This window comes from Serratia sp. 201 (assembly GCF_037027545.1).
Lineage (GTDB): Bacteria > Pseudomonadota > Gammaproteobacteria > Enterobacterales > Enterobacteriaceae > Serratia > Serratia bockelmannii.
This window is the reverse complement of the sequence record NZ_JAXCHC010000003.1, coordinates 266536-282322: the sequence shown is the minus strand read 5'-3', so window position 1 is coordinate 282322 and position 15787 is coordinate 266536. Positions and strand designations below refer to the sequence as shown.

The following is a 15787-nucleotide window of genomic DNA, read 5'->3' as shown; positions in this document are numbered from 1 at the left end:
ACTATTTCGTCTATCGTCAGCGCTAACATAGCAATATTGCTGCACAACAAGGAATGCAAATGAAGAAACTGCTCCCCCTTCTTATCGGACTGAGCCTGGGCGGCTTCAGTGCAATGAGCCAGGCAGAGAACCTGCTGCAGGTCTACAAACAGGCCAGGGAAAGTAACCCGGATCTGCGCAAAAGTGCTGCTGACCGCGACGCCGCATTCGAAAAGATCAATGAAGCGCGCAGCCCGCTGTTGCCGCAGCTCGGTTTAACCGCAGGTTACGATTACACCAACGGTTATCGTGACAGCAATGGCGTTAACAGCAACGTGACCAGCGGTTCGCTGGCATTGACGCAAACCCTCTTCGACATGTCGAAATGGCGCCAGCTGACGCTGCAGGAAAAGACCGCCGGCATCTCCGACGTCACCTTCCAGACCGCAGAGCAGTCGCTGATTCTCAACACCGCCACCGCTTACTTCAACGTGCTGAAAGCGATCGACACGCTGTCCTATACCCAGGCGCAGAAAGACGCGGTCTACCGCACGCTGGATCAAACCACCCAACGCTTCAACGTGGGCCTGGTGGCGATCACCGATGTGCAGAACGCCCGTTCGAACTATGACACCGTGCTGGCGGCCGAAGTCTCCGCCCGCAACGATCTGGATAACGCGCTGGAAACGCTGCGCCAGGTGACCGGGGCCTTCTACCCGGAGCTGGCCTCGTTGAATACCGATCGCTTCAGTACCCAGCGCCCGGAAGCGGTGAACAACCTGCTGAAAGAAGCGGAAGCGCGCAACCTGAGCCTGCTGTCCGCCCGTCTGAGCCAGGATCTGGCGCGTGAGCAAATCCGCGCAGCCCAAACTGGCTATATGCCGACGATTGACGTCAGCGCGTCGACCGGCATCAGCAATACCAAATACAACGGCTCCAACACCGGCGGCGCGAATGCCGCACGCTACAGCGACTCCGATGCGGGCCAAAATAAGGTCGGCATCAGCTTCAACCTGCCGCTATACAGCGGCGGCGCGACCAACTCGCAGGTCAAACAAGCGCAGTACGGCTTCGTCGGCGCCAGTGAGCAGTTGGAAAGCTCCCACCGCAGCGTGGTGCAGACCGTGCGTTCGTCGTTCAACAACGTTAACGCCTCGATCAGCAGCATTAACGCCTACAAACAGGCGGTGATCTCCGCGCAGAGCTCCCTGGACGCGATGGAAGCCGGTTATCAGGTCGGTACCCGCACCATCGTCGATGTGCTGGACGCCACCACCACCCTGTATAACGCCAAACGTCAACTGTCCGACGCGCGTTATACCTATCTGATCAACCAGCTGAACATCAAGTCGGCGCTCGGCACGCTGAACCAGAACGATCTGCTGCTGCTGAATGGCGCGTTGGGCAAACCGGTGTCGACCGCGCCTGACGCCGTCGCACCGCAAAACCGCGCGCAGGACGCCTATGCGGACGGTTATCAGGACAATGCGCCGATGCAACAAACCGCGGCGCCGGCACCGGCGGCCACTCGCGTATCCGCGCCGGCCGTTACCTCCAGCCAACCGGCTCGCCACAGCGGCAACCCATTCCGCAACTGATGCGCGCACGTTGATAAACACGGGGTCCGGCCTGCGCCGCGCCCCGTTTTTTTTTGCCCCGATTTCCCCGCTTCTGCCCACCGCCTCACAGCCGCCGCTACACCAGGTGGTATCATCTTCACTCTCGTTTTCGCAGTCTGGATGAGGTTCGATGGACAACGATTCACGCTGGCAGCGGCTGATTAACGACGGTGAACTGCCGCCGCCGCTGCGCCCGACACAAGCCGTTTACGCCTCCTGGCTACGCTGCCGCAGCCTGATGCAGCCAGACGTTTGGCAGGCACCGCACCGCGCTCAGGGCGCCACCTTCGAATCGATTTGCCGCCGCAAGAACGATCTGCTGACGCTTGGCCAGGCGGCGCTGGAAGACGCCTGCGAATACATGGAGCCGCGACGTTGTCTGTTGCTGATCCTCGACGAGAGCGGCTGCACGCTGTGGCATTGCGGCGACGCCCAAACCTGGGAGCATTTGCAGCAACTGGGATTCGCCCCCGGCGCTTACTGGGCCGAGGGACAGATCGGCACCAATGCTCCGGCGCTGGCGGCGGCGGAAGGCCACCCGGTACGGGTGAGCGGTGAAGAGCATGTGCGCCAGGCGCTGCACGGCTGGTCGTTCTGCGCCACGCCGGTCTACGACAACAGCGGCCGCCAGCGCGGCTCGATCGCCCTGGGTTGCCTGCTGCCCGATTGCGCCGCCGGCGATCTGTCGCTGACGCTGGCCATCGCCCGCGAAATCGGTAACTCGCTGAACGCCGACGGCCTGCTGGCGGAATCCAACCGCCATCTGAATCAGCTTTACGGCCTGCTGGACGGCGTGGACGACGGCGTCATGGCCTGGGATCACCGCGGCTACCTGCAATACATCAACCAGCGCGCCGCCGGCCTGCTGAAGCTGGACGAACAGCAGAGCCAGGGCAAGCCGCTGACGCAGCTGTTGACGCTGCCCGCGCTGCTCAAGCGCGCCATCGCCGATCGCCAACCGCTGCAACACGTCGAAGTCACCTTCGAAAGTCAGCGACAATTTATCGCCGCATTGCTGACGCTCAAGCCGATTTTCGACGGCGATCGCTGCAGTTTCATCGCCCTGCTGCACCCGCTCGAACGGCTGCGCCAGTATGTCAGCAGCCAGCTGGGGCGCGTCAGCCACAGCTTCGAACAGATGCCCTCCACCTCGCTGGAAATGCGGCGACTGATCCGTTACGGGCAGCAGGCGGCCAAAGGCCAGCATCCGATCCTGTTGCGCGGAGAAGAAGGCGTTGGCAAAGAGCTGCTCAGCCAGGCTATCCACAACGCCGGCGAACGCGCCGCCGGGCCGTATATCGCCCTCAACTGCCAGCTGCTGACGCAGGCGCAGGGGCTGCGTGAGCTGCTGGGCAACGACGCCAGCGAAGAAGAGGCGGGCCAGCTCAGTAAATTCGAATTGGCCAACGGCGGCACGCTGTACCTCGAACAGATCGAATACCTGCCGGCGGAGATGCAGTCGGCGCTACTGCAGGTGTTGAAAACCGGCGTGGTGATCCGCCTCAATTCCAGCCGGGTGATCCCGGTCGATGTGCGTGTGATCGCCGGCAGCGCCGCCGATCTGCCGCTGCTGGTGCAGCAAAACCGCTTCCGCCGCCAGCTGTTTTACAGCCTGCAGGCGTTCGAAATCCTGATCCCGCCGCTGCGCCAGCGGCTGAGCGATATTCCGCTGCTGGTCAAACACCATCTGCGCACGCTGGAGCAGCATTTTCAGTGTCGCTTCCGGGTCGATGACGAGGTGATGGCCCAGTTGGCGCTTTATCTATGGCCGGGCAACGATTTGGAACTGAAAGGGGTGGTGGAGCGCGCGGCAATGATTTGCCACGGCCACCACATCCAGTTGGCGGATCTGCCGGCACACTTGCTCGGCCAGCCGTCGCTGCTGGAAAGCGACCCGCAGCCCGGCGCACCGCTGTTGACGCTGACGGACATGGAACGCCAGGCGATCCTGCGCGCGGCGACCGTCAGCCGTGGCCAGGTGACGGAGATGGCGCAGCTGCTGGGCATCGGCCGCACCACGCTGTGGCGGAAGATCAAACAGCACGGGATCGACATCCGCCAGTTCAAGCTGCGTGCCTAGTGGCTGAGCTGCAATACCCCGCGCGCGGCGTCCAGCATCGCCTTCTGCCCGCTGCGGGTTTTGCTCAGGCAATCCTGCATGCCGACCACCATCGGAATGCCCATCGCCTTCGCCAGAATGGCGCTGTGCGACAGGGCATTGCCGCCGCTCAGGCAGATGCCGAGCACCAGCCGCCTGTCGAGCATCACCACCTCCGAGGGCATCAGCTCGTCCATCACCAAGATTGACGGTTCTGCGAGCGCCATGGCCGGCAGCGGCAGCCCCTGCAGATGGCACAGCGTGCGGCGCAGCATGTCGCGCACGTCCAATTCGCGCGCCCGCATGTAGTCGTCATCCAGCTCACGGTACTCTTCGGCGATCGCCCCCAGCACCTGCCGCCAGGCCTGCTCGGCGCAGCACAGCTGCTGCGCGATGCGGGTGTAAGCCGCCTGCTGCAGATCCGGATCGTCCAGCAGCATGCTGTGGGCGCCGAAGATCGCCGCCTGCGGCTTGCCGATCAGCGTGCCGGTACGCTCCGCCAGCCGGTTCAGATCGCTCAGCGTGTGCTGTAGCGCCTCCCGCAGGCGTTGCTGTTCGCCCAACACCTCGTCCGCACCAATCCGTCGATCGACGGTTGGCGGCCAGAAGCTGTGGGCCTGGAACACGGGTCCGCTGGTGACGCTTTCCGCCACCGGGATACCGTGCAGCGAAGGCTGCTGCCGCTCGGAGACCGTCTCGCCGAAATGTTGTTCCGCCAGCGCTTTGAACGCCGCCAGCGCCTCGTCCGCCTGCGCACCGTCGGCGATCAGGCGAACGGTGTCGCCGTGACGCACCTGCAGCAGCGCCAGCTGATTGAGGCTGCGCGGATCGACGCACTGCCCCTGCTTTTCCAGCACCAGCTCGGCCTTGAACGGCGCCAGCGTCTCGACCAGCCGCGCCGCCGGGCGCGCATGCAGCCCGTGCGGGTTCTGCACCGTCCAGGTTACGCTTTTGCCCTGCGCCAGCGGTAAGGCCACGCTTTTCGCCGTCGGAGAAGCCTCACCCAGCTGTGCCTGTTTGGCCTGCAGCGCCCCCTGCGCCTCCGCCACCACCTGTTCCAGCGAAGCACCGGAGTTGGCGGCCACCACCGCCGCCAGGGTGCCTTCAACCAGCGGCGCCGCGCACAGCCGCACTTTGGCGGCCAGGTCCGGGTCCAGCAGATCGAGCGCGGTTTCGGCACTGAGCAGCGCGCTGCCCAGATCCATCAGCACCAGAACGCCGTCGCCGTCGGCGACCGCTTCGATCGCCTCCATCACTTTGACCGCGTCGGTACCGATCGGGTGCTGCTCGTCATCCACGCCCGCCGCCAGCGCCAGTTTGCAGCCGTCACCGCGCATCATCTGCCGCGCCAACTGCTCAACGCCGCGCGCCAGCAACGCGCTGTGCGAAACCACCACGATATTAATCATCTCGCCTCCTGCTAACTGCCGGCGACCTCGGCCAGCGTTTTCATCATCAACATCACCGAAGTGGCGCCGGGATCCTGGTGGCCGATGCTACGCTCGCCCAGGTAACTGGCCCGCCCTTTACGCGCCTGCATGGTAATGGTGCTCTCCACCGCCCGCTCGGCGCTGTCGGCGGCACGCTGCAGCGCCTCCGCCACGCTCAGGTTCTGCTGCGCGGACTGGCCGAGGCTTTCCACCACCGGCCACCAGACGTCGCACATGGTCTTGTCGCCCGGCTCCGCCTTACCGCGCATCACCACGCCTTCCACCCCTTCCTGCATCACCTGATGCAGCTCCACCAGATCCAGGCTTTGCTTGGCGTTCGCCGCCTGCGCCGCGCGGATGAAGAAGGTGCCGAACAGCGGACCGCTGGCGCCGCCCACGCTCGACAGCAGCGTCATACCGGTGTTTTTCAGGATAAAGCCGATATCCTTGTCCGCCACCGACGGCAGCTTTTCTACCACCTTATTGAAACCGCGATTCATGTTCAGACCGTGGTCGGCATCGCCGATCTCGGTGTCCAGTTGGGTGAGAAAATCGCGCTCCCGGTTGAATACTTCGCCGCAACGCATCAGCCAATCGACGACCTGTTGTTTGGTCAACGCCATAATTCCTCCTCAGCAACCCCAACGCAGCGCAGGCGTTTTCACCGGCGCATCCCACAAGGACAACAGCTCGTCGTCCACGTTCAACAACGTGATGGACACGCCCTGCATATCAAGCGAGGTGCAATAAGAACCCACCAGGTTGCGTTCGATAATGATGCCCGCCTCGGCGCAACGCTCCGCCAATCGATGGTAGACGCCATACAGCTCGGACAGCGGCGTGGCACCCAGGTTATTGACCAGCGCGATCACCCGATCGCCGCGCGTCAGCGGCTGCTTGGTCTGCATCTCGTCGCGCCACTCGCCCTGCTGACGATCCCAGACGCGGATCGTGCGCTGATAGTGGCCGTGGTCGATCAACGTATGGAACATGTCGTCCACCGCCGCGTTGAGCGTGGTGAACGGGCGGCGCGCAATGCCCGGCTCGCCGTGAATGCCGACGCCGAACTCCATCTCGTTCTCCGCCAGGGTGAACGACGGTTTGCCGGCGGCGGGGACGGTACAGGCACCCAGCGCAATGCCAATCGAATGCCCGTGGTTGTTGATGCGATGCCCCAGCGTCACCACGCTGTCCAGATCGTCGCCGCGCGCTGCGGCGGCGCCCAGCAGTTTCTCCATCAGCACGGTGTTGGCCACCCCACGCCGCCCAGCAGTGAACAGGCTGTCTTTGACCGCCACGTCGTCATCCACCAGCACCGTCGCCACCGCGACGCCGCTGTCGTGCAGCAGTTCGGTGGCAGTTTCGAAGTTGAGCACGTCGCCGGTGTAGTTCTTAATCAGCAGCAACACGCCGGCGCCGCCGTCGATCGCCTGACCGCACTCGTACATTTTATCCGGCGTCGGCGAGGTGAAAATCTCGCCCGGACAGGCGCCGTCGAGCATCCCTTCGCCGACGAAACCGCAGTGCATCGGCTCGTGGCCGCTACCGCCGCCGGACAGGATCGCCACCTTGCCCGCCACCGGCGCGTCGGCGCGGGTCACGAACACCGGATCCGCGTGCACCAGCAACTCGGGATGGGCCTCCGCCAGCCCCTGCAACTGCTCTTCCAACACCGACTCGACCTGATTAATCAGTTTTTTCACGATGATTTCCTCTGTAAGCCCAGGGGCGCGGCTCACCGCGCCCCAACGGTATCAATGACGCTGCAGCCAGGCGGTGCCCAGCCTGTCCGCCGTCAGGATCGCCGCCTGCACGCCCGTAGGGGTGACCTTGAACGGCATGTTGTGAATGGTTTCGCCGGCAGCGCAACTGGCCTCGGCCACCGCCATCATCTTCGCCGTCGCGTCGCCGGTGACGCCCATCTGCGCCAGCGTGATCGGCAGGCCGATGTCATGGCAAAACGCCAACACGGTTTCAATCTGCGCCATCGGGCTGTTCTGCAATACCAGCTGCGCCAAGGTGCCGAACGCCACTTTTTCGCCGTGATACAGGTGGTGGCACTCTTCCAGCACGGTGAAACCGTTGTGAATGGCGTGCGCCGCCGCCAGCCCGCTACTCTCGAAGCCGATGCCGCTCAAATACGTATTGGCCTCAATGATGCGTTCCACCGCCTCCGTTACCACGCCGGCCTCGACCGCCAGCTTGGCCTTCACCCCTTCGGCCAGCAGCGTGTCATAGCACAGCCGCGCCAGACTGAGCGCCGCCAGCGTCGATTTGCCGCCGGCCATGCTGGTGGCCTGAGCGTCGAAGCAGGCCTGCGCTTCGAAATAGGTGGAGAGCGCGTCGCCCATGCCGGCTACCAGCAGGCGCACCGGCGCTTTGGCGATGATGGCGCTGTCCATCACTACCATGTCCGGGTTGCGCGGGTAGATCAGGTATTCGGCGAATTCGCCCTGTTCGGTGTAGATAACCGACAGCGCGCTGGTCGGCGCATCGGTGGAGGCGATGGTGGGAATGAGCACCACCGGCAGCCGTTGGTAGTGGGCGACGGCCTTGGCGGTGTCGAGCGTCTTGCCGCCGCCGACGCCGATCACCCCGCAGCAACCGTGGGTCTGCAGCTCGCGGCCAAGCCGGTCTATCTCTTTACGGCAGCACTCTCCGTTGAAGCGGGCCGCATGATGTTTCACGCCGTGCTGCTGCAGGCTGCCCATCAGGGTGTCTCCCGCCAACTGCATCACGAAGTCGTCGGCGATCACGAAATAATGGTCGGCGAGGGATTTGGCGTATTCGCCGACGGCGGCCAGCGCATTGGCGCCCTGAATGTATTTGCCTGGTGACTGGATGATTCTCAACATAACCGGATCCTTGTAGGGAGTTGGCGATGGTAACGTTCAGATATCAGGTGATGACGCGCCGACTTCGCCGCCGGCTTGTTGTTGTGCTTCGACTATGAGCGCCTGCCGCCCGCCTGGCGAGCCACGCGATTTTTGTTCCATTATGGAACATCATCATAGCGATAACGTTTCATGATGAAACGCCAACGCGCGTTTTTTCGCCGCGAAAGCGAACTGGCGCACACCCCAACGTATAACTGCGTAAAGAGTGGATTCTGCGGGCGTTTCAGCTTTAATTTTGACCATGTTTCCCCTATCCTTAGCGCCACTACTGGGAAAGGGCGAAAACAGCCCGCATGATGGGATTGATAACGATGAAACGGACAAAAAACATCAACCAAGAGACGTTCCGCAAATCCTGGCGCAGCTACCGTGTCGCGCCCGTGGCCTTGGCGATCAGCGCCGTCTTTATGCTGGCCGGCTGCGAGAAGAGCGATGAAACGGTCTCCCTGTATCAGAATGCCGATGACTGTTCGCGCGCCAACCCTTCGATGAGCGAGCAGTGCACCACCGCCTACAACAACGCCCTGAAAGAAGCGGCGAAAACCGCGCCGAAATACGCCACCCGCGAAGACTGCGTCGCCGAGTTCGGCGAAGCGCAGTGCACCCAGGCGCCGGCTCCGGCGCAGGCCGGCATGGCGGCGGAATCGCAAAGCAGCGGCAGCTTCTGGATGCCGCTGATGGCGGGCTACATGATGGGCCGCCTGATGGGCGGTTCCGGCTTCGCGCAGCAGCCACTGTTCACTTCCAAGAACGCCGCCAGCCCGGCGAACGGCAAGTTTGTCGACGCCAGCGGCAAGAGCTACGGCCCGGCCACCGCCGGCGGCCGCACCATGACGGTGCCGAAAACCGCCATGGCGCCAAAGCCTGCGGTCACCAACACCGTGACCCGCGGTGGTTTCGGCGAGACCGTGGCCAAGCAGACCAGCATGCAGCGCAGCAGCGCCACTTCCAACTCCGGCTCTCGCAGCATGGGCGGTTGATGCATGAAACGTATTGCTATTACCGAGCGCCCGGACTGGCGTGAAAAAGCGACCGAGTTCGGTTTCCGTTTCCACACCATGTACGGCGAGCCGTACTGGTGTGAAGACGCCTATTACCAGTTCACGCTGGCGCAGATTGAAGAGATCGAAAACGCCACCGCCGAGCTGCACCAGATGTGCCTGCAGGTGGTGGAAAAGGTGGTCGGCAGCGATGAGCTGATGGCCAAGTTCTGCATTCCGAAACACACCTGGGAGTTCGTGCGCAGTTCCTGGCGCACCAACCAGCCGTCGCTGTATTCGCGTCTCGATCTGGCCTACGACGGCGTCAACCCGCCGAAGCTGCTGGAGAACAACGCCGATACGCCAACCTCGCTGTATGAGGCGGCCTTCTTCCAGTGGCTGTGGCTGGAAGACCAGATCAACGCCGGCAAGCTGGATCCGGAATCGGATCAGTACAACAGCCTGCAGGAGAAGCTGATCGAGCGTTTCGCCGAGCTGAAAGCGCATCACGGCTTCGGCCTGTTGCACCTGGCCTGCTGCCAGGACAGCGAAGAAGATCGCGGCACGGTGCAATATCTGCAGGACTGCGCGCAGGAAGCCGGTCTGCCGACCGAGTTCCTGTTCATGGAAGAGATTGGTCTTGGCGAGAAAGGCCAGTTTACCGATCTGCAGGATCAGGTGATCGGCAACCTGTTCAAGCTCTACCCGTGGGAATTCATGCTGCGCGAGATGTTCTCCACCAAGCTGGAAGACGCCGGCGTGCGTTGGCTGGAGCCGGCCTGGAAGAGCATCATCTCCAACAAGGCGCTGCTGCCGCTGCTGTGGGAAATGTTCCCTAACCACCCTAACCTGTTGCCGGCTTATTTCGCGCAAGACGATCATCCGCCGATGGATCATTACGTCACCAAACCGCTGTTCTCACGCGAAGGCGCCAATATTCAGATCGTCGAAAACGGTCAGGAAGTGGCGCGCGTCGATGGGCCGTACGGTGAAGAAGGCATGATCGTGCAGCAGTTCCATCCGCTGCCAAAGTTCGAAGACAGCTACACGCTGATCGGCAGCTGGCTGGTGAACGATCAACCCTGCGGCATCGGCCTGCGCGAAGATCGCGAGCTGATCACGCAGGATCTGTCGCGCTTCTATCCGCACACCATCCTCGGCTGATCGCCCCGCTGAAGACAAAAACGCCAGTCTCTGACTGGCGTTTTTTCTTTACCCCACCTGCACCGACAGCATGCTCAGCGCCCCCATTTCGATACCGTCGATCGGCACGCTGATGGCTTCTTTTCCATCCCAGCCGCCGAGCACGTACAGCAACGGCAGATAGTGTTCCGGCGTCGGGTTTGACAACGCCGCGCCCTCATGGCGCATGAAATCCACCAGCGGGTGGTTGTCGCCCCGATAGCGCAGGTTATCCCGGACAAAGTTATTGAACGATTCCGCCCACGGGTAGGCGCTGGTATCGCCCTGCCATTTCACCATGCGCAGGTTGTGTACCACGTTGCCGCTGGCGACGATCATCACACCCTCATCCCGCAGCGCCGCCAGTTTACGACCCAGCTCATAGTGATAGGCTGCCGGCTGCGTGCCGTCGACGCTGAGCTGCACCACCGGGATATCGGCATTGGGATACATCTTGATCAATACGCCCCAAGTACCGTGATCCAACCCCCACTCACCGAGATCGGCCGTCACCGGCACCGGCGCCAGAATGTGCTGCAGCTGCGTGGCCAGCGCGGGAGAGCCCGGCGCCGGATAACGGGTATCAAACAGCGCCTGCGGGAACCCGCCGAAGTCGTGAATGGTTTTGGGTTTTTCCATCGCAGTGACCGCAGTGCCACGGGTATACCAATGCGCAGAAACCGCCACGATCGCCTTCGGCCGCGGCAATGACTCACCCAACGCACGCCATGCCCGGGTGTAACGGTTGTCTTCCAGCACGTTCATAGGGCTACCGTGGCCAAGAAACAGTGCCGGCATACGAGAGGTGTTCATAGGGGGATCCTCAGTTCAAATTGTGCTATGCCGCTACATTACGCGCTTTGACGCAGCAACACAGCCGGATAACCGTGATGAAGATATTCAATAAATTTGAAATAAAAGCCGGAAAAATAGACTGGCAAACAAAAAGTTAAAAAATGCATATTTTTCAAATAATTAATAATCAACGTGAATACCATGGCATTACTGCCACACAGATCTAATTTGTGAACAATTTATGTACTCTTTGTTAACGCGATCTATACACTCCTCCTTCAGTCGACAGGGTGTTGGCAGCCCGTCGGCGCTACGGGAATCACGTCTCACCAAGGAGGAATTCATGTTCAGACTCACACTGGCAACCCGCCTGGCGCTTTCCATGACCTTGTTCGCCACGGGGGCAGTCGCCGCCGGCGCGGTGGACAACGCGCCGCTGACGCAGCGCGAAGACCCTTACTTCCTTCAGGCGCAAGCCCAGCTGCAACAGCGGCTGAAGCAGACGCCAAACACCAACCGCGCCAAAAACGTCATTCTGGTGGTCGGTGACGGTATGGGATTTTCCACCGTGACCGCCGCCCGCATTTTTGAAGGGCAGCAGCGCGGCGTGGATGGCGAGTCCAACGTGCTGGCCTGGGAAGCCTTCCCCTATTTGGCGGCGGCCAAAACCTATTCCGCCGACGCCCAAATCACCGACTCCGCGCCCAGCGCGGTGGCAATGACCACCGGCGTCAAAACCATCAACGATCTGATGGGCCTCAACCATACGGCCACCCTCAACAATTGCGAGGATCAGCAAACCAAGGCCGTCACCACGCTCTGGGAGATGGCCGCAACGCTCGGCATGGCCACCGGCGCCGTGACAACCGCGACCATTACCCACGCCACGCCGGGCGCCACCTATGCCCATATCGCCAACCGCGACTGGGAGTCTGACGCCAAAATGCCGGCGGACGCCCTGGCCGCAGGCTGCCGCGACATCGCGCGCCAGCTGGTGGAAATGAAATACGGCAACGGCCTGAACGTGGCGATGGGCGGTGGGCGCGCCAACTTCCTGCCCGACAGCGTGAGCGATCCGGAATATCCCGGCAAAACAGGCACCAGAAAGGATGGCCGCGACCTGACGCAGGCCTGGCTGCAGCGCTACGGCGAGCGTGGGCAATACGTATGGAATCAGGCACAGTTCGATAAAATCGAGCCGGGTAAGGTCGACCACCTGTTGGCCCTGTTCGAGCCATCACACATGAACTTCGAGCACGATCGACGGCAAGACGCGGCGGGAGAACCTTCACTGGCAGAGATGACCGGCAAGGCCATCGATATTCTGGCCAAGAACCCCGAAGGCTACCTGCTGCTGGTGGAGGGTGGACGCATCGATCACGGCAGCCACAACGGTAACGCCTACCGTACGCTGAGCGACGCGGTCGCCCTGAACGAGGCGGTGAAAACCATCGTCGGCAAGGTCAACCTGGACGAAACGCTGGTGATCGTGACCGGCGATCACAGCCACACGCTGACCATCGCCGGCTATGCCAAGCGCGGCAATCCTATCCTCGGCATTTCCGTCGGCGTCGACGGTAAACCTCGGCTGGGCAGCGACGGCAAGCCCTACACCACCCTCGGTTTCGCCAACGGCCCCGGCGGCACAATCCCGCTGGCCGAGCGCCCGGCATTGACCATGGAGCAAACCACCGCGCCCGACTTTATTCAGCCGGCACTGGTGCCGCTGAAAAGCGAGACGCACGGCGGGGAAGATCTCGGCATCTACGCCATCGGCCCCTGGGCGCATCTGTTCCAGGGTACGGTTGAGGAGAACTACACCTTCCACGTGATGAATTACGCCAGCCGCATCGGCGAACGCCTGTCAAAACGGTAGCCACAAAAAAAGCCGCGTAACGCGGCTTTTTTATCGTTGAAAGCGGCCGGCTATCAGCTGGCTTTTTTCTCGTGCGCCTGGCGGTAGGCCACCAGATCTTCGATGGTCAGCACTACCATGTCGTGCTGTTTGGCGAAGGTAATCACTTCCGGTGCATGCGCCATGCTGCCATCGTCGTTGGTCAGTTCACACAGCACGCCGGCAGGTTTGAAACCGGCCATGGAGACCAGATCGATGGTCGCTTCGGTGTGGCCGCGACGGCTCAGCACGCCGCCCGGCTGCGCACGCAGCGGGAACACGTGGCCCGGACGGTTCAGGTCGCTCGGCTTGGCGCTGTCTGCCACCGCCGCGCGGATGGTGGTCAGGCGATCGGAAGCGGAAACCCCGGTGGTCACGCCCTGCGCCGCTTCGATGGTCACGGTGAAGGCGGTCTGGAACTGGCTGGAGTTGTTGGTCACCATCATCGGCAGCTCAAGCTGCTGACGGCGTTCTTCGGTGATGCACAGGCACACGATACCGCTGCCGTGGCGAATGGTCAGCGCCATCTGCTCAACGGTCATGGTTTCCGCGGCGAAGATCATGTCACCTTCGTTTTCACGATTTTCATCATCGAGCACCATTACGCCGCGCCCGTTGCGCAGTGCGTCAATCGCGCGTTCAACGCGTTCTGTCGGCGTGCCGAAGTCTGAAAGTAGCGTCTGATTCATGGTAAAAAACCTCATTAAAAATTATGGATTACCAGAACCAGGGCGATCTTGAGGAGTAGCTAGCAATAGCTAAAAAAATAACGCAAGCGGGCGCATGCCCGGCAGATACCGTTACTCTCTCCCATCCGGACTATAACCGTCGGCCCCGGAATTACACCGGATCTGCTGACCTCTAACCGGCCTTTACAGGCTGGCTGAGCGCTCGCGGGCTTTCACCGTAGAAGGTGATTTACCGCCGGTGGGGACTTTCACCCCGCCCTGAGAATAAGCAAGATGACTATAACGCTAATGGATAGACAGGGCAATTGGCAAAAGCACAATTCGGCCACGCGCGGCGAATGCGCTTAATGGTGTTTATCCGGCGGGCAACTCGCATTACACTAAGCGGCAGCTATTAAACTCTGAAAGGGATACGCCATGATTGACCCGAAAAAAATCGAACAAATCGCACGCCAGGTTCATGAGTCCATGCCTAAAGGCGTTCGTGAATTCGGGGAAGACGTTGAGAAAAAAATCCGTCAGGTCCTGCAATCGCAGTTGACCCGCCTGGATTTGGTTAACCGCGAAGAGTTCGACGTGCAGACTCAGGTGCTGTTGCGCACCCGCGAGAAGCTGGCGCTGTTGGAACAGCGCATGGCCGAGCTGGAAAGCAAACTGAGCACGGCGCCGGCAGCCAAGCAGGAAGACGAATAATTCCCGCCAAGGGCGCGCACCTGTATGAACCGCGCGCCCTTGTTCTTTAGATTACCCGGCGTTAGCCGCGCCCGTCTTTAATCGCTTTGATGATGTTGGTGGTCGACAGGCCGTCTTCAAAGTTCAACACTTTGACATCGCCGCCGTTGGCCCACACTTCCGCACTGCCGGCAATCTCTTCCGGTTTGTAATCGCCGCCTTTCACCAGCAGATCCGGCAGAATGTCGGCGATCAAGCGCTGCGGCGTGTCCTCTTCGAACGGCACCACCCAATCCACCGCTTCCAGCGCGCCCAGTACAATCATGCGGTTCTCCAGCGCGTTGACCGGGCGTGTTTCCCCTTTCAGGCGCTTGGTCGACGCATCGCTGTTCACCGCCACGATCAGGCGATCGCCCAGCTTGCGGGCGTTGGCCAGATAAGAGACGTGGCCGGCATGCAAAATGTCGAAGATGCCGTTGGTCATCACCACTTTTTCGCCGCGCTGACGCGCCTGCGCGACGGCATGCTTCAACTGCGCTTCGGTCATCACGCCAAAACCGGTCTCGGCGCGGCCGCGCACCGCGTTTTCCAGCTCGATCGGCGACACGGTGGAGGTACCGAGCTTGCCCACCACCACGCCGGCGGCGGCGTTGGCCAGGAAACAGGACTCTTCCAGCGAGTTACCGGCGGCCAGCGAGGCGGCCAGCACGCCGATCACGGTGTCGCCGGCGCCGGTCACATCAAACACTTCCTGCGCCTGGGTCGGCAAGTGCAGCGGTTCAACGCCCGGCTGCAACAGCGTCATGCCGTGTTCTGAACGGGTAACCAGCAGCGCCGACAGCTCGAAATCCGCCACCAGCTTCATGCCGCGTTCCACCAATTCCGCTTCATCCTTGCAGTGGCCCACCACCGCTTCGAACTCGGACAGGTTCGGCGTCAGCAGCGTCGCGCCGCGATAGCGCTCGAAATCGGACCCTTTCGGATCGATCAGCACCGGCACCTTGGCGGCGCGCGCCAGTTGGATCATGCCCTGCACCTGGCTGAGCGCGCCCTTGGCGTAATCGGACAGCACCAGCGCGCCGATCTGCGGCAGCGCCTGCTGAATACGCTCCAGCATCGGCTGTGGATCAACGTTGGAGAAGCCTTCTTCGAAGTCGAGACGGATCAGTTGCTGGTTGCGGGACAGCACGCGCAGCTTGGTGATGGTCGGATGGGTCGGCACCGAGACGAAGTCGCAGCGCACGTTGACTTCATTCAGCTTGGCGCTCAGCGCCCGCGCCGCATCGTCGATGCCGGTCAGGCCCACCAGACGGGAAGTGGCGCCCAGCGAAGCGATGTTCATCGCCACGTTAGCCGCGCCGCCGGGACGCTCTTCGATGGTATCGACCTTGACCACCGGCACCGGGGCTTCCGGTGAAATGCGGCTGGTCGGCCCATACCAATAGCGATCCAACATGACGTCACCGACCACCAGCACACCGGCGCGGCGAAAATCAGGCAGCGTAACTTTCATCCGATAACTCCAAAAAAGAACAAAATTTTAGTGGCGCAG

The 15787-nt window shown here is 61.8% G+C and carries 13 protein-coding genes and 1 riboswitch; of the genes, 6 read left to right on the top strand and 7 right to left on the bottom strand.

All coding sequences use genetic code 11. The features are described from left to right. Positions 1-59: 59 nt before the first annotated feature. Both hasF and dhaR read left to right on the top strand, forming a co-directional pair. A complete protein-coding gene (gene hasF / locus WA302_RS16975) occupies positions 60-1577 on the top strand; it encodes a multidrug efflux transporter outer membrane subunit HasF (protein ID WP_049296255.1) in 1518 nt (505 codons plus the stop codon). A gap of 151 nt (positions 1578-1728) precedes the next feature. Continuing rightward, positions 1729-3678, top strand: a complete 1950-nt coding sequence (gene dhaR, locus WA302_RS16970; RefSeq protein WP_043142085.1) for a dihydroxyacetone kinase operon transcriptional regulator DhaR — start codon at positions 1729-1731, stop codon at positions 3676-3678. Here dhaR and dhaM read toward each other — a convergent pair. Genes dhaM through WA302_RS16950 form a run of 4 tightly spaced genes read right to left on the bottom strand, consistent with a single transcriptional unit; the run spans position 3675 to position 7981 of the window. Continuing rightward, entirely contained in the window at positions 3675-5105 is a 1431-nt protein-coding gene (gene dhaM / locus WA302_RS16965) for a dihydroxyacetone kinase phosphoryl donor subunit DhaM (RefSeq protein WP_049204415.1), read from the bottom strand. The genes dhaR and dhaM overlap by 4 nt on opposite strands. A gap of 11 nt (positions 5106-5116) precedes the next feature. Beyond that, the gene (gene dhaL, locus WA302_RS16960) at positions 5117-5749 is read right to left on the bottom strand and encodes a dihydroxyacetone kinase subunit DhaL (RefSeq protein ID WP_043142078.1); all 633 of its coding nucleotides are present in this window, start codon (positions 5747-5749) and stop codon (positions 5117-5119) included. 9 nt (positions 5750-5758) lie between these two features. Next, on the bottom strand, positions 5759-6829 hold the full coding sequence (gene dhaK / locus WA302_RS16955; protein ID WP_043142075.1) for a dihydroxyacetone kinase subunit DhaK: 1071 nt from the start codon (positions 6827-6829) through the stop codon (positions 5759-5761). Positions 6830-6880: 51 nt separating this feature from the next. Continuing rightward, positions 6881-7981 carry a glycerol dehydrogenase gene (locus WA302_RS16950; protein ID WP_261456614.1) on the bottom strand — a complete coding sequence of 367 codons (1101 nt, stop codon included), beginning with the start codon at positions 7979-7981 and terminating at the stop codon, positions 6881-6883. A 353-nt stretch (positions 7982-8334) separates the two neighbouring features. Between WA302_RS16950 and WA302_RS16945 the strand changes: the two genes are divergently transcribed. Both WA302_RS16945 and WA302_RS16940 read left to right on the top strand, forming a co-directional pair. Further along, entirely contained in the window at positions 8335-9003 is a 669-nt protein-coding gene (locus tag WA302_RS16945; protein WP_033644601.1) for a DUF1190 family protein, read from the top strand. 3 nt (positions 9004-9006) lie between these two features. Beyond that, complete coding sequence (locus tag WA302_RS16940) at positions 9007-10167, top strand: glutathionylspermidine synthase family protein (protein WP_025304316.1); 1161 nt, start codon at positions 9007-9009, stop codon at positions 10165-10167. 48 nt (positions 10168-10215) lie between these two features. Here WA302_RS16940 and ygiD read toward each other — a convergent pair whose 3' ends face one another. Next, entirely contained in the window at positions 10216-10998 is a 783-nt protein-coding gene (ygiD, locus tag WA302_RS16935) for a 4,5-DOPA dioxygenase extradiol (RefSeq protein ID WP_025304317.1), read from the bottom strand. 325 nt (positions 10999-11323) lie between these two features. Between ygiD and WA302_RS16930 the strand changes: the two genes are divergently transcribed. Further along, positions 11324-12856, top strand: a complete 1533-nt coding sequence (locus WA302_RS16930) for an alkaline phosphatase (protein ID WP_261456613.1) — start codon at positions 11324-11326, stop codon at positions 12854-12856. A gap of 53 nt (positions 12857-12909) precedes the next feature. Here the strand turns inward: WA302_RS16930 and ribB are convergent, their stop codons facing one another. Then, positions 12910-13563, bottom strand: coding sequence for a 3,4-dihydroxy-2-butanone-4-phosphate synthase (ribB, locus tag WA302_RS16925; RefSeq protein ID WP_004937218.1), 654 nt, complete (start codon positions 13561-13563; stop codon positions 12910-12912). 109 nt (positions 13564-13672) lie between these two features. Continuing rightward, a riboswitch (FMN riboswitch) is annotated at positions 13673-13833 on the bottom strand. A 147-nt stretch (positions 13834-13980) separates the two neighbouring features. Between ribB and ubiK the strand changes: the two genes are divergently transcribed. Further along, on the top strand, positions 13981-14256 hold the full coding sequence (gene ubiK / locus WA302_RS16920; RefSeq protein WP_025304319.1) for a ubiquinone biosynthesis accessory factor UbiK: 276 nt from the start codon (positions 13981-13983) through the stop codon (positions 14254-14256). Between the two features lie 61 nt (positions 14257-14317). Here ubiK and hldE read toward each other — a convergent pair whose 3' ends face one another. After that, a complete protein-coding gene (hldE, locus tag WA302_RS16915; protein WP_019453075.1) occupies positions 14318-15748 on the bottom strand; it encodes a bifunctional D-glycero-beta-D-manno-heptose-7-phosphate kinase/D-glycero-beta-D-manno-heptose 1-phosphate adenylyltransferase HldE in 1431 nt (476 codons plus the stop codon). Positions 15749-15787 lie beyond the last annotated feature (39 nt).

Excerpts from the sequence above, each read along its gene's own strand:
- WA302_RS16945 (WP_033644601.1), top strand. The coding sequence starts at position 8,335 with ATGAAACGGACAAAAAACATCAACCAAGAGACGTTCCGCAAATCCTGG.
- ubiK (WP_025304319.1), top strand. The coding sequence starts at position 13,981 with ATGATTGACCCGAAAAAAATCGAACAAATCGCACGCCAGGTTCATGAG.
- dhaL (WP_043142078.1), bottom strand. The coding sequence starts at position 5,749 with ATGGCGTTGACCAAACAACAGGTCGTCGATTGGCTGATGCGTTGCGGC.
- hasF (WP_049296255.1), top strand. The coding sequence starts at position 60 with ATGAAGAAACTGCTCCCCCTTCTTATCGGACTGAGCCTGGGCGGCTTC.
- ribB (WP_004937218.1), bottom strand. The coding sequence starts at position 13,563 with ATGAATCAGACGCTACTTTCAGACTTCGGCACGCCGACAGAACGCGTT.
- WA302_RS16950 (WP_261456614.1), bottom strand. The coding sequence starts at position 7,981 with ATGTTGAGAATCATCCAGTCACCAGGCAAATACATTCAGGGCGCCAAT.
- WA302_RS16940 (WP_025304316.1), top strand. The coding sequence starts at position 9,007 with ATGAAACGTATTGCTATTACCGAGCGCCCGGACTGGCGTGAAAAAGCG.
- dhaM (WP_049204415.1), bottom strand. The coding sequence starts at position 5,105 with ATGATTAATATCGTGGTGGTTTCGCACAGCGCGTTGCTGGCGCGCGGC.
- WA302_RS16930 (WP_261456613.1), top strand. The coding sequence starts at position 11,324 with ATGTTCAGACTCACACTGGCAACCCGCCTGGCGCTTTCCATGACCTTG.
- ygiD (WP_025304317.1), bottom strand. The coding sequence starts at position 10,998 with ATGAACACCTCTCGTATGCCGGCACTGTTTCTTGGCCACGGTAGCCCT.
- dhaR (WP_043142085.1), top strand. The coding sequence starts at position 1,729 with ATGGACAACGATTCACGCTGGCAGCGGCTGATTAACGACGGTGAACTG.
- hldE (WP_019453075.1), bottom strand. The coding sequence starts at position 15,748 with ATGAAAGTTACGCTGCCTGATTTTCGCCGCGCCGGTGTGCTGGTGGTC.